This is a genomic window from Martinezella sp. CNPSo 3957 (assembly GCF_057784395.1).
Genome location: NZ_JBXSOU010000026.1, coordinates 1 through 20,290 on the forward strand (window position 1 = coordinate 1; position 20,290 = coordinate 20,290).

The window sequence follows — 20,290 nt, forward strand, 5'->3', positions numbered from 1 at the left end:
AATCGTACCGATGTTAACGTGCGGCTTATTGCGCTCAAACTTACTCTTTGCCATTTTCGGCTCTCCGTTTTCCTGTCCCCTGAGGGATCAATTCTTGTTATCGGTCAATTGGTATTCCGGTCACTTCTGACCGGAATACTTTGCCTGGATTTCCTGTGCGACGTTCGACGGAACCGGCGCGTAATGATCGAAGGTCATCGTGTACTGTGCACGGCCCTGAGACATCGAACGCAGGTTATCGACGTACTTGAACATGTTCGCCAGCGGGACGTTCGCGTTGATGACAACAGCGATACCGCGGCTTTCCTGGCCCTGGATCTGGCCACGACGCGAGTTCAGGTCGCCGATGACGTCGCCGACGTAATCTTCCGGCGTCACGACTTCGACCTTCATCATCGGCTCGAGGAGCTGGGCACCAGCTTCGCGGGCTGCTTCACGGAAGCAAGCGCGGGAAGCGATTTCGAAGGCCAGAACCGACGAGTCAACATCGTGGAAGGCGCCGTCGATGAGCGTCGCCTTGACGCCGAGCATCGGGAAGCCAGCCAGCGGACCCGAAGAGAGAACGCTTTCGATACCCTTCTGAACGCCCGGGATGTATTCCTTCGGAACGGAACCACCGACAATCTTGGACTCGAACTTGAAGTCGTCGCCATCCGGGTTCGGTTCGAACACGATCTTGACGCGAGCGAACTGACCGGTACCACCCGACTGCTTCTTGTGGGTGTAGTCCTTTTCCGTCTGACGCGTGATAGTTTCGCGGTAAGCAACCTGCGGCGCGCCGACAGTCGCTTCAACCTTGAATTCACGACGCATGCGGTCGACGATGATGTCGAGGTGAAGTTCACCCATGCCGGCGATGATCGTCTGACCCGATTCCTGGTCCGTCTTCACGCGGAAGGACGGATCTTCAGCAGCCAGACGGTTGAGCGCGAGGCCCATCTTTTCCTGGTCGCCCTTGGTCTTCGGCTCGATCGCGATCTGGATGACCGGCTCGGGGAATTCCATGCGCTCAAGGATAACCGGCTTCAGCGGATCGCAGAGCGTATCGCCAGTCGTGGTTTCCTTGAGGCCAGCCAGAGCAACGATATCGCCAGCAAAGGCTTCTTCGATGTCTTCACGCGAGTTCGAGTGCATCTGCAGCATGCGGCCGACGCGCTCGCGCTTGTCCTTGACCGTGTTGATGACCGATGCGCCCTTTTCGAGCTTGCCGGAGTAGATGCGGGCGAAGGTGAGCGAACCGACGAAGGGGTCGTTCATGATCTTGAATGCCAGCATGGACAACGGCTCGCTGTCGTCAGCGTGGCGTTCGATTTCGGCTTCCGTCTTGAAGTCGATGCCCTTGATCGCCGGGATGTCGAGCGGCGACGGCAGGTAATCGACAACGGCGTCGAGCAGCGGCTGAACACCCTTGTTCTTGAAGGCGGTGCCGCAGAACATCGGATGGAACTTGACGTCGATCGTGCCGCGACGGACGAGCGCGCGGATCTGATCGTTGTCAGGCAGATTGCCTTCGAGATAGGCTTCTGTCGCGGCTTCGTCGATCTCAACAACGGTCTCGATCAGCTTTTCGCGGTATTCAGCGGCCTTGGCCTTCATGTCTTCCGGGATTTCGACAACGTCCCACTGAGCGCCGAGCGATTCGTCGCGCCAGATGAGAGCATTCATCTCGATCAGGTCGATGACGCCCTTGAATTCGGTTTCAGCACCGATCGGCAGCTGCATGACAACAGCCGTCGCGCCGAGGCGGGTCTTGATCATCTCGACCGAGCGATAGAAGTCAGCGCCGGTCTTGTCCATCTTGTTGCAGAAGATCATGCGCGGAACATGATACTTCTCAGCCTGACGCCATACGGTTTCCGTCTGGGGCTCAACGCCGGCGTTGGCGTCGAGCAGAGCGATGGCACCGTCGAGAACGCGCAGCGAACGCTCGACTTCGATGGTGAAGTCGACGTGGCCGGGGGTGTCGATGATGTTGAAGCGGCGGGTCTTGCCGTCGCGGCCCTTCCAGAAGGTGGTCGTGGCAGCGGAGGTGATCGTGATGCCACGCTCCTGCTCCTGCTCCATCCAGTCCATGGTGGCTGCGCCGTCGTGCACTTCGCCGATCTTGTGCGACTTGCCGGTGTAGTAAAGAATACGCTCGGTAGTCGTGGTCTTGCCGGCGTCGATGTGCGCCATGATACCGAAATTGCGGTAGTCTTCGATTTTATATTCGCGAGCCATAATGGACTGCCTTTCCGAAACCGTTCGGGATTACCAGCGATAATGCGAGAACGCACGGTTGGCATCAGCCATCTTGTGCGTGTCTTCGCGCTTCTTGACGGCAGCGCCGCGGTTGTTGGAGGCGTCGAGAAGTTCGCCGCAGAGACGATCGACCATGGTCGTCTCGTTACGCTTACGAGCAGCAGTGATCAGCCAGCGGATGGCCAGAGCCTGACGGCGCTCAGGACGCACGTCGACCGGAACCTGGTACGTAGCACCACCAACGCGGCGCGAGCGGACTTCAACGTGCGGAGCGATGTTATCCAAAGCCTGATGGAACACGCCGAGCGGCTCCTGCTTTGCCTTGCCCTGCACGGCGTCAAACGCGCCATATACGATGTTTTCAGCTACGGACTTCTTGCCGTCGAGCATGATGGCATTCATGAACTTGGTAACGACCAGATCGCCGAACTTCGGGTCCGGGTTGATCTCGCGCTTTTCTGCTCTGTGACGTCTGGACATATAACTTCTCGTCTCTCAACTTTTGCGACGCTTCACCACGCGGAGAACCTCGCGCAGCGCCGGATTATTTAAAAATCCGAATTACTTCGGACGCTTTGCACCGTACTTCGAACGGCGCTGCTTGCGGTTCTTGACACCCTGGGTATCGAGAACGCCGCGGATGATGTGGTAGCGAACACCCGGAAGGTCCTTAACGCGGCCGCCACGGATCATGACGACAGAGTGTTCCTGAAGGTTGTGACCTTCACCGGGGATGTAACCAATGACTTCGAAGCCGTTGGTCAGGCGGATCTTTGCGACCTTACGCAGAGCCGAGTTCGGCTTCTTCGGCGTCGTGGTGTAGACGCGGGTGCAAACGCCGCGCTTCTGCGGGTTCTCCTGAAGAGCGGGAACCTTGTTACGCTTTACCTGCGCCTGGCGAGGCTTGCGGATCAGCTGGTTTACGGTAGGCATTCAACCATCCCTTGTAAATCTATCTCGACACCCTTACGGGCATGACTTTCGCCGTCACCGGCACCGACACACGTTCGTCTCAATGCGCAAAACGTGGCCCGATCCGCTCTCGCAGATGGACCACAGAAAAGCAGAGGACACCAAAAGTGGCGTCGTGCGTGCAGCATTCGTGTCTTCAACGTGCGTTTAGAACCTTGTTTGAGGTGAACTCCAGGGCGCGTCGCCCCGAATAGCCATGCCTCACATGGGTTCCGATGGCGGGGGTACTACTGGTTTCCCGCCCGTTCGTCAAGGCCGGTTAAGAAATTATCTTTGTCATAAAGCCCGGAAACCCCGGGCAAACCAGCCATTTGGCGCATTGGATACGGAAATGCCGCCCCTTCCGCAAGATGGACTTTGGTATTTCGACAAAATCCCTATAAGGAATCACGGAAGAACATTTCCATCCGACGGACCCGCGCGGCGAAAAGGAATCGCCGGGTCGATTCGATACTCCCGAAGGAAGATCCATGATTACTGCGCCAGACAACGACAACAATTCAGACGGTCCCATGGTCTTCATCATCATCGGCAAGGGCTACGAGACCGATGGCGGCGAAGGCATCGACTTGCATGTCATGCTGAAAGCGCCTGACGACGATACCGCCGTGCGCGAGGCGCTGAACGCACTGGCCGAGGAAGGCTTCATCGAGGCCGATCTCGACCAGATCGGGCTCCTGACGGATATACCGGACGAAGAGCCGCATGCCTCCGCCTATCAAGGCGCGCTCGAAGGTGAAGTCGCGATCATCCGCTTCCGCTGATTGGACGACCGCCAGCGGAGGCTGCCTCCCCTCGCCCCATCGATTTTATCATCGCATAAAAAGAAACCGCCCGGATCGCTCCGGGCGGTTTTGATTTTTCACATTCGCTATCGGCTTATTCGGCCGGGCTGTTCTCGCTGGCGAGATCCTGCAGCATCGGCGTTGCGACGCCGGCATCCGTGCCCTTGCGGCGCTCTTCGAGGATGAGCTCGTCGCGGGCCGTAGCGATACGGCGGATCTGCGTCATGGTACCGCCCGTACCGGCCGGGATGAGGCGGCCGACGATGACGTTTTCCTTCAGGCCCTGCAGACCGTCGGTCTTGCCGGCGATTGCAGCTTCGGTGAGCACCTTCGTCGTTTCCTGGAAGGATGCAGCCGAGATGAAGGACGGCGTCTGCAGCGATGCCTTGGTGATCCCAAGCAGAACCGGATCGCCATAAGCAGGCTTCTTGCCTTCCTCGATCAGGCGATCGTTGTTGTCGTCCAGCTCGATACGGTCGACGTTGTCGCCGACGATGTACTGGCTGTCGCCCGCATCGGTGATTTCCACCTTCTGCAGCATCTGACGGACAATCACTTCGATGTGCTTGTCGTTGATGACAACGCCCTGCAAGCGGTAGACTTCCTGGATTTCGTTGACCAGGTAGGAAGCCAGAGCTTCGACGCCCTTGATCGCCAGGATGTCGTGCGGAGCCGGGTTACCGTCGAGGATGTAATCACCCTTTTCGATATAGTCGCCTTCCTGAAGGTGGAAAGGCTTGCCCTTCGGGATCAGGTATTCGACCGGCTCGACACCGTCTTCCGCCGGCTCGATGATGACGCGACGCTTGTTCTTGTAGTCGCGGCCGAGGCGGATCGTACCATCGATCTCTGCGATGATGGCGTGGTCCTTCGGACGACGAGCTTCGAACAGTTCGGCAACGCGCGGCAGACCACCGGTAATGTCCTTGGTCTTGGCGCTTTCCAGCGGCGAACGGGCGAGAACGTCACCCTGCGACACCTTCGTACCCGGCTCGACCGACAGGATCGCGTCGACCGAGAGAAGGAAGCGGGCTTCGCCACCACGCGACAGCTTGGCAATATTGCCGCTGGCGTCCTTGATGACGATCGCCGGCTTCAGATCGGAGCCGCGCGGCGTCGAGCGCCAGTCGATAACCTGACGCTTGGTGATACCGGTGGATTCGTCCGTCGCTTCGAGAACCGAGAGACCGTCGACGACATCTTCGAAGTGAACCGTACCGGCCACTTCCGTCATCATCGGACGGGTATAGGGGTCCCACTCCGCCAGACGCTGACCGCGCTTCACCTTGTCGCCGTCGTCGACATACAGCTTCGAGCCGTAAGCGACGCGCTGCGAGGAGCGTTCGACACCACGTTCGTCCAGGATCTGGACCGTCATGTTGCGGCCCATGGCAACCAGGTTGCCATCGGAGTTGCGCAGCATGTTGCGGTTCTTGATCTGAACCGTGCCTTCGTACGAAGCTTCCAGGAACGACTGGTCGACCACGGTCGCCGTGCCGCCCAAGTGGAAGGTACGCATGGTCAGCTGGGTGCCCGGCTCACCGATCGACTGAGCGGCAATGACGCCGACAGCTTCACCGATGTTGACAGGCGTACCGCGAGCAAGGTCACGACCGTAGCAGACCGAGCATACGCCCGTCTGGATTTCGCAGGTCAGGGCCGAACGGATACGGATCGACTGGATACCAGCCTTCTCGATCTCGATGACATCCGGTTCCAGGATCATCTTGCCGGCGTCGACGATGCGCTCACCCGTGACCGGATGATCGATGTCGTCCAGGGCCGTACGGCCGAGGATGCGGGCGCCGAGCGAGGCGACGACCTGGCCGGCATCGACGATGGCGGTCATGGTGAGGCCGTTTTCGGTACCGCAATCGACGTGCGTGACGATGCAATCCTGCGCGACGTCGACGAGACGGCGGGTCAGGTAACCGGAGTTCGCGGTCTTCAAGGCGGTGTCGGCCAGACCCTTACGGGCACCGTGCGTCGAGTTGAAGTACTCGTTAACGGTTAGGCCTTCCTTGAAGTTCGAGATGATCGGCGTCTCGATGATTTCGCCCGACGGCTTGGCCATGAGGCCGCGCATGCCGCCCAGCTGGCGCATCTGGTTCGGCGAACCACGGGCACCAGAGTGGCTCATCATGTAGATCGAGTTCATCGGCTTCTGACGACCGGTCTTCTCGTCGAATTCAACGGCCTTAATGCGGGCCATCATTTCTTCGGCGACCTTCTCCGTGGCCTTACCCCAGGCGTCGACAACCTTGTTGTACTTTTCGCCCTGGGTGATGAGACCGTCGTTGTACTGCTGCTCGTATTCCTTCACGAGCGCTTCGGTATCGCCGACGATCTTAACCTTGGTATCCGGAATGACCATGTCGTCCTTGCCGAACGAAATGCCGGCGCGGCAGGCATGCGAGAAGCCGAGCTGCATGATGCGGTCGCAGAAAATGACCGTGTCCTTCTGGCCGCAATGGCGGTAGACCGTGTCGATCATCTTCGAGATGTTCTTCTTGGTCATTTCCTGGTTGCAGATGTCGAAGGTCACTTTGCCATGCTTCGGCAGGAGTTCGCCGATCAGCAGACGGCCGGGAGTCGTTTCATAGATCTTCGAATAGGGCTTGCCATCTTCGCCGATCGACTTGAAGCGGCCACGGATCTTCGAGTGCAGCGTCACGACCTTGTTTTCAAGCGCGTGATGCAGCTCGCCGAGATCCGAGAAGGCCATGCCTTCGCCCGGTTCATTCTGGTTCAGGATCGACAGATAGTACAGACCGAGAACCATGTCCTGCGAGGGAACGATGATCGGCGCGCCGTTTGCCGGGTGCAGAATGTTGTTGGTCGACATCATCAGCACGCGGGCTTCCAGCTGGGCTTCCAGCGAGAGCGGCACGTGAACGGCCATCTGGTCACCGTCGAAGTCGGCGTTGAAGGCCGTGCAGACGAGCGGGTGCAGCTGGATGGCCTTGCCTTCGACCAGCGTGGGTTCGAAGGCCTGGATGCCCAGGCGGTGCAGCGTCGGTGCGCGGTTCAAGAGAACCGGATGCTCGCGGATGACCTCGTCCAGGATATCCCAGACTTCCGGCTTTTCCTTTTCGACCAGCTTCTTGGCCTGCTTGACGGTCGAGGAATAACCCTTCGCGTCGAGGCGGGCATAGATGAACGGCTTGAACAGCTCGAGCGCCATCTTTTTCGGCAGACCGCACTGGTGCAGCTTCAGTTCCGGACCGGTCACGATAACCGAACGGCCGGAATAGTCGACGCGCTTGCCGAGCAGGTTCTGGCGGAAGCGGCCCTGCTTGCCCTTGAGCATGTCGGACAGCGACTTCAGCGGACGCTTGTTGGCGCCGGTGATGACGCGGCCACGACGGCCGTTGTCGAACAGCGCATCGACAGATTCCTGCAGCATGCGCTTTTCGTTGCGGATGATGATGCCCGGAGCGCGCAGTTCGATGAGGCGCTTCAGACGGTTGTTACGGTTGATGACGCGGCGATACAGATCATTCAGATCCGAGGTCGCGAAACGGCCGCCATCCAGAGGAACCAGCGGACGCAGGTCCGGCGGGATGACCGGGACGACCTTCATGATCATCCATTCCGGACGGTTGCCTGACTCCATGAAGTTCTCGACGATCTTCAGGCGCTTCATCAGCTTCTTCTGCTTGAGATCCGACGTGGTGTCGGCAAGCTCGGAACGCAGGTCGCCGGCGATCTTTTCGAGGTTCATGCTGGCCAGCATCTCGTAGATCGCTTCAGCGCCGATCATGGCGGTGAACTGGTCTTCGCCATACTCGTCGACGGCGAGCATATACTCTTCTTCCGAGAGAAGCTGGTGCTCCTTAAGAGCAGTCAGGCCCGGCTCGGTGACGATGTAGTTTTCGAAGTAGAGCACGCGCTCCACATCCTTCAGCGTCATGTCGAGCAGCGTCGAAATGCGCGAAGGCAGCGACTTCAGGAACCAGATGTGGGCAACGGGAGCAGCGAGCTCGATATGGCCCATGCGCTCACGGCGAACGCGCGACAGCGTGACTTCGACGCCGCACTTTTCGCAGATGATGCCCTTGTACTTCATGCGCTTGTACTTGCCGCACAAGCATTCGTAGTCCTTGATCGGTCCAAAGATTCGTGCGCAGAAAAGACCATCGCGTTCCGGCTTGAACGTACGATAGTTGATCGTTTCCGGCTTCTTGATCTCGCCATAAGACCAGGAAAGAATCTTCTCCGGCGACGCAATCGAAATCCGGATGGAATCGAAATTCTGCGCAGGCACCTGCGGATTGAAAAGATTCATGACCTCTTGGTTCATGCCTATCTCCTTTAGGGGCGAAACGCCCTCGAATTGCGAACAGTGCCGGCAAATCCCGGGAACCGGACTGACGCTTTAAAACCGCCTTGCGGCGCCATGCATCCAAAGGGACGCCAACGGCGCTGCAATATTCCACGCGGTGCGCGCTGACTGGCAGCGCGCACCCGCAGGCTATTACTCGGCTGCGTCCGGAAGCTGGCTTGCCGTCTGCAGATCGTCGACCTTGGAGTTTTCCAGTTCGACGCTGAGGCCCAGCGAGCGCATTTCCTTGACGAGAACGTTGAAGCTTTCCGGAATGCCCGCCTCGAAGGTGTCGTCGCCACGAACGATGGCTTCGTAGACCTTGGTGCGGCCGGCCACGTCGTCCGACTTGACCGTGAGCATTTCCTGCAGCGTGTAGGCTGCACCGTAAGCTTCGAGCGCCCAGACTTCCATTTCGCCGAAGCGCTGGCCGCCGAACTGCGCCTTGCCGCCCAGCGGCTGCTGAGTAACGAGCGAGTACGGACCGATCGAACGGGCATGGATCTTGTCGTCGACAAGGTGGTTCAGCTTCAGCATGTAGATGTAGCCAACCGTGACCTGGCGGTCGAACTGCTCGCCGGTACGACCGTCGTACAGCGTCGACTGACCGGTCTGCTTGAGACCTGCCATTGCCAGCATGTGGTTGACGTCAGCTTCGCCAGCGCCGTCGAAGACCGGGGTCGCGATGGACACGCCACGCTTCCATTGATCGGCCAGACGCAGCACCGACGCATCGTCATACTCGTGAACGTCGTCGCTCTTCGGACCGTCGCCGACGACCAGATCGATCGTCTTGCGCAGAGGCTCGATGTTGCCGCTCGCCTTGTAGGCTTCGATCAGTTCGCCGATCTGACGACCCATGCCGGCGCAAGCCCAGCCAAGGTGCGTCTCGAGAATCTGACCGACGTTCATACGCGAGGGAACGCCCAGCGGGTTCAGCACGATATCGACATGCGTACCGTCTTCCAGGAACGGCATGTCCTCGACCGGAACAATGCGCGAGACCACGCCCTTGTTCCCGTGACGGCCTGCCATCTTGTCGCCCGGCTGGATCTTGCGCTTCACAGCGACGAAGACCTTGACCATCTTCATGACGCCCGGAGGCATTTCGTCGCCGCGCTGGACCTTTTCGACCTTGTCCATGAAGCGCTGTTCGAGGCGCGACTTGGATTCGTCGTACTGGCCACGCAGGGCTTCGAGCTCGCTCTGGACCTTTTCGTCCTCGACGGCAAACATCCACCACTGCGAACGCGGATACTCGGAAACGACGGCGTTTGACAGTTCCGTGCCCTTCTTGAAGCCCTTCGGACCAGCAAGAGCAACCTGACCGCGCAGCATCTCGACCAGACGGCCGTAGACGTTACGGTCGAGGATCGCCTGTTCGTCGTCGCGGTCCTTGGCAAGGCGTTCGATCTCTTCGCGCTCGATCGCCATGGCACGTTCGTCCTTTTCGACGCCGTGACGGTTGAAGACGCGAACTTCGACGACCGTACCGTAGGTGCCGGGCGGCATGCGCATGGAGGTATCGCGAACGTCCGATGCCTTTTCACCGAAAATGGCGCGCAGGAGCTTTTCTTCCGGCGTCATCGGGCTTTCACCCTTCGGCGTGATCTTGCCGACGAGGATATCGCCCGGCTGAACTTCGGCGCCGATGTAAACGATGCCGGCTTCGTCCAGGTTCTTCAGCGCTTCTTCCGAAACGTTCGGAATATCACGGGTGATTTCTTCCGGACCAAGCTTGGTGTCGCGCGCCATCACTTCGAATTCTTCGATGTGGATGGAGGTGAACACGTCGTCGGCAACGATACGCTCGGAGAGCAGGATCGAGTCTTCGTAGTTATAGCCGTTCCACGGCATGAACGCGACGAGCACGTTGCGGCCGAGAGCCAGATCGCCGAGGTCGGTCGACGGACCGTCTGCCAGGATGTCGCCCTTGTTGACCACGTCACCGACGGTGACCAGCGGACGCTGGTTGACGCAGGTGTTCTGGTTCGAACGCTGGAACTTCATCAGGCGATAGATATCGACGCCGGACTTCGACGGATCGAGGTCTTCGGTGGCGCGGATAACGATACGCGTTGCGTCGACCTGGTCGACCACGCCGCCACGGCGGGCGCCGATGGCAGCACCGGAGTCACGCGCGACGACCGGCTCCATGCCGGTGCCGACGAACGGGGCTTCGGCACGCAGAAGCGGCACGGCCTGACGCTGCATGTTCGAGCCCATGAGAGCGCGGTTGGCGTCGTCGTTTTCCAGGAACGGGATCAGAGCGGCAGCAACCGAAACCAGCTGCTTCGGCGAGACGTCCATCAGGTTGATGTTGTCGCGCGGAGCGAGCATGACTTCGCCGGCATGACGGCAAACGACGAATTCCTCGATGAAGGAGCCGTCGGCGTCGAGCTCGGCATTGGCCTGAGCAACGTAGTACTTAGCCTCTTCCATGGCGGAGAGGTAGAGCACGTCGTTGGTCACCTTACCGTCGATGATACGGCGATAAGGGCTTTCGATGAAGCCGTACTTGTTGACGCGGGCAAAGGTCGCCAGCGAGTTGATAAGACCGATGTTCGGACCTTCCGGCGTTTCGATCGGGCAAATACGACCGTAGTGCGTCGGATGAACGTCGCGGACTTCGAAGCCGGCGCGCTCGCGGGTCAGACCGCCCGGGCCGAGAGCCGAAAGACGGCGCTTGTGGGTAATTTCCGAAAGCGGGTTCACCTGGTCCATGAACTGCGACAGCTGCGAGGAGCCGAAGAATTCGCGGACGGCAGCAGCGGCCGGCTTTGCGTTGATCAGATCCTGCGGCATGACCGTGTCGATTTCGATCGAGGACATACGTTCCTTGATCGCACGCTCCATGCGCAGCAGACCCAGACGATACTGATTTTCCATCAGCTCGCCGACCGAACGGACGCGGCGGTTGCCGAGGTTGTCGATGTCGTCGATCTCGCCCTTGCCGTCACGCAGCTCGACAAGCATCTTGACCACGGCCAGGATGTCGTCCTTGCGCAGGATGCGGACGGTGTCTTCGACATCGAGGTCGAGGCGCATGTTCATCTTCACGCGGCCAACGGCGGAGAGATCGTAACGCTCCGCATCGAAGAACAGCGAGTTGAACATGGCTTCGGCCGATTCCATGGTCGGCGGCTCACCCGGACGCATGACACGGTAGATGTCGAACAGAGCGTCCTGGCGGTTCTCATTCTTGTCAGCCGACAGCGTATTACGGATGTAGGCGCCGACATTGATGTGGTCGATGCCGAGGATCGGGATCTCGTCGAAGCCGGCCTTCAGGATGACGGGCAGGGTCTTCTCGTCGATTTCGTCGCCGGCTTCGAGATAGATCTCACCGGTCTGGAAGTTGACGATGTCTTCTGCCAGGAACAGGCCGTACAGCTCTTCGTCGGTCGCCTTCAGAGCCTTGAGGCCCTTGTCCTGCAACTGACGCAGCAGGCGCGGCGTGAGCTTCTTACCGCCTTCGACCACGACTTCACCGGTGTCGGCGTCGATCATGTCTGTAACGGTCTTGGCGCCCTTCAGCGTTTCCGCCTTGAAGGGGATGCGCCAGCCATCGCCGGAGCGCTCATAAAGCGACTTCGTGTAGAAGGTCGACAGGATTTCTTCGCCGTCCATGCCGAGCGCCATCAGCAGCGACGTCACCGGAATCTTGCGGCGACGGTCGATACGGGCGTAGACGATGTCCTTGGCGTCGAATTCGATGTCAAGCCAGGAACCGCGATACGGGATGACGCGAGCGGCAAAGAGCAGCTTGCCGGAAGAATGGCTCTTGCCCTTGTCGTGATCGAAGAAGACGCCCGGCGAACGGTGCATCTGCGACACGATCACGCGCTCGGTGCCGTTCACGATGAACGTACCGTTGTTCGTCATGAGCGGCATGTCGCCCATGTAGACACTCTGTTCCTTGATGTCCTTGATGGACTTCGCGCCCGTATCCTCATCGATATCGAACACGATCAGACGGAGGGTCACCTTCAGCGGCGCGGCATAGGTCAGGTCGCGCTGGCGGCACTCGTCGACGTCGAACTTCGGCGGCTCGAATTCATAGGATACGAACTCCAGCATGGAAGCGCCGGAGAAGTCGGTGATCGGGAAAACCGACTTGAAGACGGCCTGAAGACCTTCGTCCGGGCGGCCGCCCTTAGGTTCTTCGACCATGAGAAACTGATCGTAGGACGCCTTTTGAACCTCGATGAGGTTCGGCATCTCTGCGACTTCGGGAATCTTACCAAAAAACTTGCGTACGCGCCTGCGACCGTTGAACGAAAGGGTCTGAGCCATCGTCGCTCCTTTAAAATCCTGCACCCGGGCCTGCAACGGACGGGAATCGCTGGCCAGGCGACCCCATCAATCAATGAGTAGTTCAATCTCGTCTATTTAACCGAAAACCGCTCAGCCGGATTGCGTCGCGGTTCGGTTTGAGACCATCCTCTTGAAGAACCCATTACCCAAAAGCCGTTTTGCCCGCGGCTTTTGGGTAATTCGTTCAGAAAAACGGCAAATGGGAGGTAGCAAAAAGCCACCTCCCAAAGCAGTTTCAAGCTTACTTAACGTCGACCTTAGCGCCGGCGTCTTCGAGCTTCTTCTTGATGTCAGCAGCTTCAGCCTTGGAAACAGCTTCCTTGACAGCCTTCGGAGCGGCTTCAACGAGGTCCTTGGCTTCCTTGAGGCCCAGGCCGGTGATGGCGCGGACTTCCTTGATGACGTTGATCTTGTTCGCGCCGGCATCCGTGAGGATGACGTCGAACTCGGTCTTTTCTTCTTCAGCAGCTGCAGCAGCGCCGCCAGCACCACCGGCAACGGCAGCAACAGCTACCGGAGCAGCGGCGGAAACGCCCCACTTTTCTTCGAGAAGCTTGGACAGTTCTGCGGCTTCGAGAACGGTCAGCGAGGAGAGGTCGTCTACGATCTTTGCGAGATCAGCCATTTTTGTAGTTCCTTTTGTTCGGTTCGAACTGGTTGGTTATGAACAGCGAAAAACCGCCTTACGCGGCTTCGTCCTTCTTGGCGTAGGCCGAGAACACGCGAGCAAGCTGACTTGCCGGCGCTGCAACAACACCTGCGATGCGGGTAGCCGGAGTCTGGATCATGCCCAGCAGCTTCGCGCGCAGCTCGTCCAGCGAAGGCAGGGTCGCGAGCGACTTTACACCTTCGGCGTTGAGCGTTGTTGTTCCCATGGCACCGCCCAAGACAACGATCTTGTCGTTGCCCTTGGCGAAATCCACGACGACCTTCGGAGCGGTAATCGGATCAGTGCTGTATGCGATCAGCGTCTGACCGGTGAAGAGATTGGAAATCCCTTCCGCATCCGTGCCCTGAAGAGCAATTTTGGCCAGGCGGTTCTTCGCGACTTTGACGGTGCCGCCAGCAGCGCGCATCTTGGAACGAAAATCGTTCATCTGAGCGACTGTAGCACCAGCATAGTGGGCCACGACAACCGAACCAGAAGCCTTGAAGACTTCGTTCAGTTCCGTGACGAATTCGCGTTTTTCCGCTCTTTCCACTGCTTTTCTCCAGTTGACAGGACCGGATTAACGGGCCTGCCGGGTTGCCTTTTGCCTCCTGGGATCAATGAGATCCCAAGCGACGCTTGAGGATCCTGTCCCCTCGCGCTCGAGCCTGACGGCTCCAAGGCACAAGGCATCCAAGGCTCGAACCGAGTTCATCGAAGCAAAGCTTCTTCAAAATTCGGGTCTTACCCGTCTCATGCAGGCTTGAGTGATTAAGGGATAACCACCTGCAATCTCGGACAGGAATTCCGGATTTCTCCGGAAATCCCGGCCCCGAAGGACCGGAAATTCTTAAACGCCGGGCACAAAGCCCGGCATAATTATTAGGCGCTCGGCGCCGTAACCGTCGACGGCTCGATCTTGACGCCGGGACCCATGGTCGAGGAGATCGCTACGCGCTTGACGTAGTTGCCCTTGGCACCAGCCGGCTTCGCCTTGATGACCGCATCAGCGAACGCGCGGATGTTTTCTTCCAGAGCCTTCGCGTCGAACGAAGCCTTGCCGATACCGGCATGGACGATACCAGCCTTCTCGACGCGGAACTCGACAGCGCCGCCCTTGGAAGCTTCAACAGCACCCTTGACGTCCATCGTAACGGTACCAACCTTCGGGTTCGGCATCATGCCGCGCGGGCCGAGAACCTTACCGAGACGGCCGACGAGCGGCATCATGTCCGGGGTGGCGATGCAGCGATCGAAATCGATCTTGCCGCCCTGAACGATTTCAACCAGGTCTTCAGCACCGACGACGTCTGCACCAGCAGCCTTGGCTTCATCAGCCTTGGCGCCGCGAGCGAAGACGGCAACGCGAACCGTACGGCCGGTGCCGTTCGGCAGGTTGACGACGCCGCGAACCATCTGGTCGGCGTGACGCGGGTCAACGCCGAGGTTCATCGAGATTTCGACGGTTTCGTCGAACTTGGCGACGGCACGTTCCTTGACCATGTTGATGGCCAGATCCAGAGCATAAAGCTTGGTCGGATCAACGCCTTCACGAATCTTCTGAATACGCTTTGCTACCATGATCTTAGCCCACCACTTCCAGGCCCATCGCGCGGGCGGAGCCCTCGATCATGGCCATTGCGCCTTCGATATCGGCCGCATTCAGATCCTTCATCTTGGCTTCGGCGATCGACTTGATCTGAGCCTTGGTGAGCGAACCAGCCTTGGAACCCTTACCCGGGGTCTTCGAACCGGACTGGATCTTGGCTTCCTTCTTCAGGAAGTAGCTGACTGGCGGCTGCTTCATGATGAAGGTGAAGGACTTGTCCTGGTAGTAGGTGATGACGACCGGGATCGGCATACCCTTTTCCATTTCCTGCGTAGCGGCATTGAACGCCTTGCAGAATTCCATGATGTTAATGCCACGCTGACCAAGCGCAGGACCGATCGGCGGCGACGGATTCGCCGAGCCGGCCTTGACCTGCAGCTTGAGCTGGCCTGCAACTTTCTTAGCCATTTCTCTCTGCCTTTCTATATGACCGGTTGCCCGGCCCATTATGCCGGATCGCTCCGGCGGCTGCGGTTGCGTGGTGCGGATCACCAGGTCCGGCTAAGACCCTACCCTTCCACGCGGATTGCGGCTTGGCCGCGAGACATAAGCAAGCATTTGCTTATATCCAAACTCGAACGAAAGGCTAGCCGCCAGGCCAACCTTTCGTAGAAATCGCAATCAGACCTTCTCGACCTGGCTGTATTCCAGCTCGACCGGCGTAGCACGGCCGAAAATCGACACTTCCACCTTCAGGCGCGAACGCTCTTCGTCCACATCCTGAACCGTGCCGTTGAACGAAGCGAACGGGCCATCGGAGACGCGGACCTGCTCGCCGATCTCGAAGGATACGGAAGCCTTCGGCCGCTCGACGCCTTCCTGGACCTGACCGAGAATACGCTCGGCTTCATAATCCGGAATCGGAACGGGCTTATTGTCGGAGCCGAGGAAACCAGTGACCTTCGGCGTATTCTTGATCAGGTGGTAAGCTTCATCCGTCAGGTTGGCGCGCACAAGCACGTAACCCGGGAAAAACTTGCGCTCGCTATCGACCTTGCGGCCGCGACGAACTTCAACAACCTTTTCAGTTGGCACAAGGATCTTTTCGAACAGATGCTCGAGCCCCTTCTGCCTGGCCTTCTCCTCAATGGATTCAGCCACCTTCTTTTCGAAATTAGAATAAGCGTGGACGATGTACCAACGTGCCGCCATGTTCATCTCCACCCGATATCAGTTGCCGGTATTCAGCACATAGCTGAGAATCCAGCCAATAAGCTGGTCGGCAGCAAAGAAAAACAGCGAGGCGAAAACGACCATGACGAGCACCATCACCGTCGAGATCATCGTCTCGCGACGCGAGGGCCAAGTGATTTTCGACGTCTCGGAGCGCACCTGCCGCAGAAACGCTAGTGGATTCGTTTTGGATGCCATTGACTGCCCACGCAATTACGGCGCGTAAAGCTGAAACTATCAGCCCCACGCACCGCGTGTCTGTTGAACCCTACATAAACACCGATTCCCAATTTAACAAGAGGCAATACGGTGCTTTCTAAAATTTGCCGACAATCCGGCATAACCCTCAACCAGAGAAGCTGCGAAACGACGCGCCAGTCAAATCAAGGAAAATGGCAGGGGCAGCAGGGCTCGAACCTACGACCTGCGGTTTTGGAGACCGCCGCTCTACCAACTGAGCTATACCCCTTCTTCCTTCGAATATTCACTTCAAGCGGTGGACCGCTTGAGCAGTTCGAAGACTTGGCGCTCCCTTTAAGGCGGGACGAAACGATTGGCAAGAGCGTTTTTTGCTTTTTCCCAATCGGACCTGCAACTTCACATGGGACATGCCCGTGCGAACAGACCTGCCGGACAGGCAGAGCCGCCGCGAACGCTACGGAAAGGATGCCCCTCACCCTCGTTACTCTCCGGGAGAACCTTTCGGCTTGCGCTTGAGAAATTTCGGCCGGAGGCGGCGCATGAAGTTATCCGCGGAGCGAATCACATTGGTCAGGGAGATCAGCTTGTCTATTTCGGCATCGGCATTGCCGAGCCGCTCCGACAAGACTTCGGCCGCGGCCAAAGCAATCTCGGCCGGAGGTACCTCCGTGAAGCGCTGGGCAAGGCTGATATAGGGGTTCAGCGCGACCCCGCCATGGATGGTGATCTTACCCAGACGGGCAAAGAGACGAAGGAAGGTCTGCTCGAAGCTCCAGTCATGGGCGGAAACCACCCTCCACTTCTGACTGCGCCTGGCCGAGAAGCCGGCAAGCACGATCGCGCCGGGCAGTTTCAGATCGCTGAGCCAAAGCGCTATGGCAAAGCCGCTCGTCGGCGTCTTGCCTTCCGTATAGAAATCGGAGCAGAAGCCCACGAGGTCGAGGTGGCCGGTCGGCGCGCCCTGGAAGTCGGCGGCTGGATTGAGCTTCTCTTCCAGACCGAGGCGTATGTTCATGATGCCAAGGAAATATTCCTTCGGAAAGAATTTGACCACCTCGCCCACTTCGCCGCGATAAACGATGTTGGCGCCACGCGGCTGGCCGCGCGAGATTAGCAGCGAGTGCCCATGAAATGGGCGATCCAAAACCTTGTAGACCTTGTTGAAGAAGACGAAGAGCGCCGTCTCAGGAAACTGCGTCTGCAAGCTTGCGATATCGACCGCGTCGCTGTTGGCGACCAAGACGATATGCGAGAACCCCGCCAGCACCCTGCGCCATTCGTCGGTGCCATTCAGGCCGGCTGCGGAACCCGCAGCCGGAAGGCCGGCATCAACGGCACCTGACGCTCTTTGGTTCAATTCCTTCATTTCTGTTGGACGTGCAGCATCCGGTCGCGCATGGCGAACCATTCTTCAGCGTAATCGTCGTTGCGATATTCATCGAAATAGGGGCCGCCATCGGTGAAATGCACCAGCTTGGCATCGTCGCGGTAATCATATTCGTTGACGAGATAGTTCCAGACGACCGGCACCTCGCCGATCTGATCGTCGTTCTCCAGCCACTTGAACTGATGCAGCTGAAGGCCCGTCGCCGTATTGACGAAATCCTTCGACAAAGCCGTGCACTTGGCATTGTTGAACAGGATCATGCTCGACCAGTTCTTCTTTTCATACTTCGTCTGCGTCTGCCCGAGGAATTTGGTCTCGATCTTCGGCTGGTAGTCGTGCTTGACGCACATGGCGGCATAGCGATCGTCACGCAGCGCCCAAAGCTCGGCAATATCGGCGCGGGCGAGCATGTCGCAATCCATGAAGATGCTCCAGCCCTGGTAATCGCTGAGGTAAGGCACGAGGAAGCGCGAGAAGGAAAACTCGGTCGACTGGAGCGGGTTGCGCTCGCGCGTGAAGATGCCCTCGAGATTGTTGAGCACGATCGGCGAGAACACTACCGGAATAGACGAGCGTTCGATGATGCTCTGGGTCAGGACGTGGTAGGCCACGACCTCCTTGGAATCGAACCCGACGAAAATACGTGCAACATTATCCTTCATGATACCTCCGAAACGGCTGATCTGTTTTGAATCAGCCGGCAAATTATCTTTCGCCGTGACGCAAGCAAGGCTCAATTCATCTCTTGAAGCCTATCGGCTGCGGGATGAGGGTTCAACACATGTGCCCGAATACGCCGCACGACGCGCTGCAATCTACAGGAGATGCCGCGAACCTGATCCTACTTAAAGAAACAAAGATATTTGTCGAGTGTTTGCGGAAGCATTTTTGGTTATGCTGCGTAACAAATGGAGAGATTTCCGCTTGTCCCTCTCCCGGGCGCGCCAGAGAGCAGCGCCCGGGGTATTTCTCAGGCTGTACGCCTCAGACCTTCACATATTTCCGCCAGTCGTGCTCTTCCTTGAAGCCCAGGACCTCGCGGATCTTGCGATTGGACAGTAAGCCCTCATATTCGCCGATCTCGCGCGTGAACGGGACGTTCGGAAAGTGCTTGGCGGCCAGCTCTCGCGATGGCGTATTGGCCGATACCGTGTCGTTGGCGGCATTGAACACCTGGAAGCCGAGGCCACTCTTCTCGATGCAGAGATGGACGATCTGGCCGAGGTCGCGGGCGTCGATATAGCTCCAGGCGATACGCTTGCGGATTTCGCTGTTGGCGAAAAACTCGGGGAACCGCTCATATTCATGCGGCTCGATGACATTGCCGATGCGCAGCGCATAGATGTCGATGCCGAAACGCTCGGCGAAAGCCCGAGCCGTCTTCTCGTTTACGACCTTGGACAGACCGTAGGAATCCATCGGGTTGACATCATAGTCTTCTTCCAGCGGGAACTGATGGAAGTCGCGATGGCCTTCGGCAAAGCAGACGCCATAGGTCGTCTCGCTGGAGGCGACGATGATCTTCTTGACGCCAAGCTTCGCGGCCGCCTCGATGACATTGTAGGTGCTCATCGTGTTGATGCGGAATGTCTCGTTATCAGGCTTGATCAGAATGCGCGGTATGGCAGCGAAATGCACCACAGCGTCGAAAGACTGCACACCTTTGCCCTGCTCGAGATCCGGAAAATCGCGGTGCATGCTAAGGACATTATAGACCTGTCCCGCATCGGTGACATCGGCCTGCAGGTTGGTGACGCCGGGGCTGTTCAGTGGCACGAGATCGACATTGTGGACCTCATAGCCGGCATTGACCAGCCAAGGAACCGTGTGACGTCCAGCCTTGCCGCTGCCGCCCGTGAACAAAATACGTTTCTTCATGAAATCTCCTCCAGATAAAATCGAGCGATACATAGGCCCTTGGTTCCATTTCGCAAGACACGGCTTGGTGAGCTGACGGTTTCTCGGCAAAGTAAGGGAATCGAGACGGCCGACTTGCCCAAGAGGCCAATGGCGACCGGGATCACGTCACCACTCGGTGACGAAGGGTTTGAGGCTACCGGAACAAGTATTTCAGCACGACGTCCGCGCTTTGCCCGATCGAAAGATTGCTCGTGTCCAGGATCTCGCAGCCATTTGTCTGAGCTTCACGGCGCAGATAGGCGGCCCAGTTCATCATATTCGCATCGACAAGTTCCGGCTGGCCTCGCTCGACGGACAAACGATGTGTCCTCGTTACATCATCGCAATCAACCAATATGAGGCGATAGTCATCGATCCTGGCAGCCAAGGCGGCTTCGATGATGAAGGACGGCCGCATCTGCCCTTCGAAAAGAATGGCCCTGCCCTTCTGCGCTTGCTGCGCGAGTCGCGCCAGCCATTCCAGGGTCTTATCCCGCTGCCAGCCCTCGGGCGAACCGTGATCGCGGATCATGGCGTCAAGCGACGGCACGCCGATACTGTCGAAATGATGGACGGCTACTTTAGCGGCATGGCCCCTGGCGATCGCCTGCGCGATCGCGGTCTTTCCCGAGCCCGAAGCACCGGTCAGAATGATCAGGCTCATGCAATACCTCCGAATGCGAAAAGGCCCCGCTGTTTCCAGCGGGGCCTCTTATAAAGGAATAATCCGAAG

Annotated in this window: 16 protein-coding genes and 1 tRNA gene; 1 reads left to right on the forward strand and 16 read right to left on the reverse strand. The window is 58.3% G+C overall.

The window, feature by feature from the left end; genetic code table 11:
* Positions 1-120: 120 nt before the first annotated feature.
* The 3 genes from fusA to rpsL all read right to left on the reverse strand — a co-directional run bounded on the left by fusA (position 121) and on the right by rpsL (position 3,174).
* Entirely contained in the window at positions 121-2,220 is a 2,100-nt protein-coding gene (fusA, locus tag AC13QE_RS31120) for an elongation factor G (protein ID WP_488486653.1), read from the reverse strand.
* A 30-nt stretch (positions 2,221-2,250) separates the two neighbouring features.
* Positions 2,251-2,721, reverse strand: a complete 471-nt coding sequence (gene rpsG, locus AC13QE_RS31125) for a 30S ribosomal protein S7 (protein WP_015339596.1) — start codon at positions 2,719-2,721, stop codon at positions 2,251-2,253.
* Between the two features lie 81 nt (positions 2,722-2,802).
* Positions 2,803-3,174 (reverse strand): 30S ribosomal protein S12, encoded by a 372-nt coding sequence (gene rpsL, locus AC13QE_RS31130; RefSeq protein ID WP_003507760.1) that lies wholly within the window; start codon positions 3,172-3,174, stop codon positions 2,803-2,805.
* 509 nt (positions 3,175-3,683) lie between these two features.
* Here rpsL and AC13QE_RS31135 point away from each other — a divergent pair.
* Positions 3,684-3,977, forward strand: a complete 294-nt coding sequence (locus AC13QE_RS31135) for a hypothetical protein (RefSeq protein WP_004123433.1) — start codon at positions 3,684-3,686, stop codon at positions 3,975-3,977.
* Positions 3,978-4,092: 115 nt separating this feature from the next.
* Here AC13QE_RS31135 and rpoC read toward each other — a convergent pair whose 3' ends face one another.
* The 13 genes from rpoC to AC13QE_RS31200 all read right to left on the reverse strand — a co-directional run bounded on the left by rpoC (position 4,093) and on the right by AC13QE_RS31200 (position 20,221).
* Entirely contained in the window at positions 4,093-8,301 is a 4,209-nt protein-coding gene (gene rpoC / locus AC13QE_RS31140) for a DNA-directed RNA polymerase subunit beta' (protein ID WP_015339595.1), read from the reverse strand.
* Between the two features lie 174 nt (positions 8,302-8,475).
* Positions 8,476-12,618 carry a DNA-directed RNA polymerase subunit beta gene (gene rpoB, locus AC13QE_RS31145; protein WP_112610986.1) on the reverse strand — a complete coding sequence of 1,381 codons (4,143 nt, stop codon included), beginning with the start codon at positions 12,616-12,618 and terminating at the stop codon, positions 8,476-8,478.
* A gap of 262 nt (positions 12,619-12,880) precedes the next feature.
* Complete coding sequence (gene rplL, locus AC13QE_RS31150; protein WP_112337470.1) at positions 12,881-13,264, reverse strand: 50S ribosomal protein L7/L12; 384 nt, start codon at positions 13,262-13,264, stop codon at positions 12,881-12,883.
* A 58-nt stretch (positions 13,265-13,322) separates the two neighbouring features.
* The gene (rplJ, locus tag AC13QE_RS31155; RefSeq protein WP_004123444.1) at positions 13,323-13,841 is read right to left on the reverse strand and encodes a 50S ribosomal protein L10; all 519 of its coding nucleotides are present in this window, start codon (positions 13,839-13,841) and stop codon (positions 13,323-13,325) included.
* A gap of 329 nt (positions 13,842-14,170) precedes the next feature.
* Positions 14,171-14,869, reverse strand: a complete 699-nt coding sequence (gene rplA, locus AC13QE_RS31160) for a 50S ribosomal protein L1 (protein WP_069614843.1) — start codon at positions 14,867-14,869, stop codon at positions 14,171-14,173.
* A 4-nt stretch (positions 14,870-14,873) separates the two neighbouring features.
* Positions 14,874-15,305 (reverse strand): 50S ribosomal protein L11, encoded by a 432-nt coding sequence (rplK, locus tag AC13QE_RS31165; protein ID WP_112337471.1) that lies wholly within the window; start codon positions 15,303-15,305, stop codon positions 14,874-14,876.
* Between the two features lie 213 nt (positions 15,306-15,518).
* Positions 15,519-16,049 (reverse strand): transcription termination/antitermination protein NusG, encoded by a 531-nt coding sequence (gene nusG / locus AC13QE_RS31170; RefSeq protein WP_004123460.1) that lies wholly within the window; start codon positions 16,047-16,049, stop codon positions 15,519-15,521.
* A gap of 18 nt (positions 16,050-16,067) precedes the next feature.
* A complete protein-coding gene (gene secE / locus AC13QE_RS31175; RefSeq protein WP_069614841.1) occupies positions 16,068-16,268 on the reverse strand; it encodes a preprotein translocase subunit SecE in 201 nt (66 codons plus the stop codon).
* A gap of 195 nt (positions 16,269-16,463) precedes the next feature.
* Positions 16,464-16,539 (reverse strand) — tRNA-Trp (locus AC13QE_RS31180).
* Positions 16,540-16,752: 213 nt separating this feature from the next.
* A complete protein-coding gene (locus tag AC13QE_RS31185) occupies positions 16,753-17,637 on the reverse strand; it encodes a 3-deoxy-manno-octulosonate cytidylyltransferase (RefSeq protein ID WP_488486654.1) in 885 nt (294 codons plus the stop codon).
* Entirely contained in the window at positions 17,634-18,320 is a 687-nt protein-coding gene (locus AC13QE_RS31190; RefSeq protein ID WP_112337473.1) for a glycosyltransferase family protein, read from the reverse strand. The genes AC13QE_RS31185 and AC13QE_RS31190 overlap by 4 nt, the downstream gene beginning before the upstream one ends.
* Positions 18,321-18,642: 322 nt before the next feature.
* Positions 18,643-19,536, reverse strand: coding sequence for an NAD-dependent epimerase/dehydratase family protein (locus tag AC13QE_RS31195; RefSeq protein WP_488486655.1), 894 nt, complete (start codon positions 19,534-19,536; stop codon positions 18,643-18,645).
* A gap of 175 nt (positions 19,537-19,711) precedes the next feature.
* Positions 19,712-20,221: an ATP-binding protein gene (locus tag AC13QE_RS31200; protein WP_488486656.1), complete on the reverse strand. Its 510-nt coding sequence runs from the start codon at positions 20,219-20,221 to the stop codon at positions 19,712-19,714.
* Positions 20,222-20,290 lie beyond the last annotated feature (69 nt).

Coding starts and splice junctions, on each gene's coding strand:
- rpoC (WP_015339595.1), bottom strand. CDS start 8,301: ATGAACCAAGAGGTCATGAATCTTTTCAATCCGCAGGTGCCTGCGCAG.
- rplA (WP_069614843.1), bottom strand. CDS start 14,869: ATGGTAGCAAAGCGTATTCAGAAGATTCGTGAAGGCGTTGATCCGACC.
- rplK (WP_112337471.1), bottom strand. CDS start 15,305: ATGGCTAAGAAAGTTGCAGGCCAGCTCAAGCTGCAGGTCAAGGCCGGC.
- fusA (WP_488486653.1), bottom strand. CDS start 2,220: ATGGCTCGCGAATATAAAATCGAAGACTACCGCAATTTCGGTATCATG.
- rpsG (WP_015339596.1), bottom strand. CDS start 2,721: ATGTCCAGACGTCACAGAGCAGAAAAGCGCGAGATCAACCCGGACCCG.
- AC13QE_RS31135 (WP_004123433.1), top strand. CDS start 3,684: ATGATTACTGCGCCAGACAACGACAACAATTCAGACGGTCCCATGGTC.
- secE (WP_069614841.1), bottom strand. CDS start 16,268: ATGGCATCCAAAACGAATCCACTAGCGTTTCTGCGGCAGGTGCGCTCC.
- rpsL (WP_003507760.1), bottom strand. CDS start 3,174: ATGCCTACCGTAAACCAGCTGATCCGCAAGCCTCGCCAGGCGCAGGTA.
- AC13QE_RS31200 (WP_488486656.1), bottom strand. CDS start 20,221: ATGAGCCTGATCATTCTGACCGGTGCTTCGGGCTCGGGAAAGACCGCG.
- AC13QE_RS31190 (WP_112337473.1), bottom strand. CDS start 18,320: ATGAAGGATAATGTTGCACGTATTTTCGTCGGGTTCGATTCCAAGGAG.
- rpoB (WP_112610986.1), bottom strand. CDS start 12,618: ATGGCTCAGACCCTTTCGTTCAACGGTCGCAGGCGCGTACGCAAGTTT.
- rplL (WP_112337470.1), bottom strand. CDS start 13,264: ATGGCTGATCTCGCAAAGATCGTAGACGACCTCTCCTCGCTGACCGTT.
- AC13QE_RS31195 (WP_488486655.1), bottom strand. CDS start 19,536: ATGAAGAAACGTATTTTGTTCACGGGCGGCAGCGGCAAGGCTGGACGT.
- nusG (WP_004123460.1), bottom strand. CDS start 16,049: ATGGCGGCACGTTGGTACATCGTCCACGCTTATTCTAATTTCGAAAAG.
- AC13QE_RS31185 (WP_488486654.1), bottom strand. CDS start 17,637: ATGAAGGAATTGAACCAAAGAGCGTCAGGTGCCGTTGATGCCGGCCTT.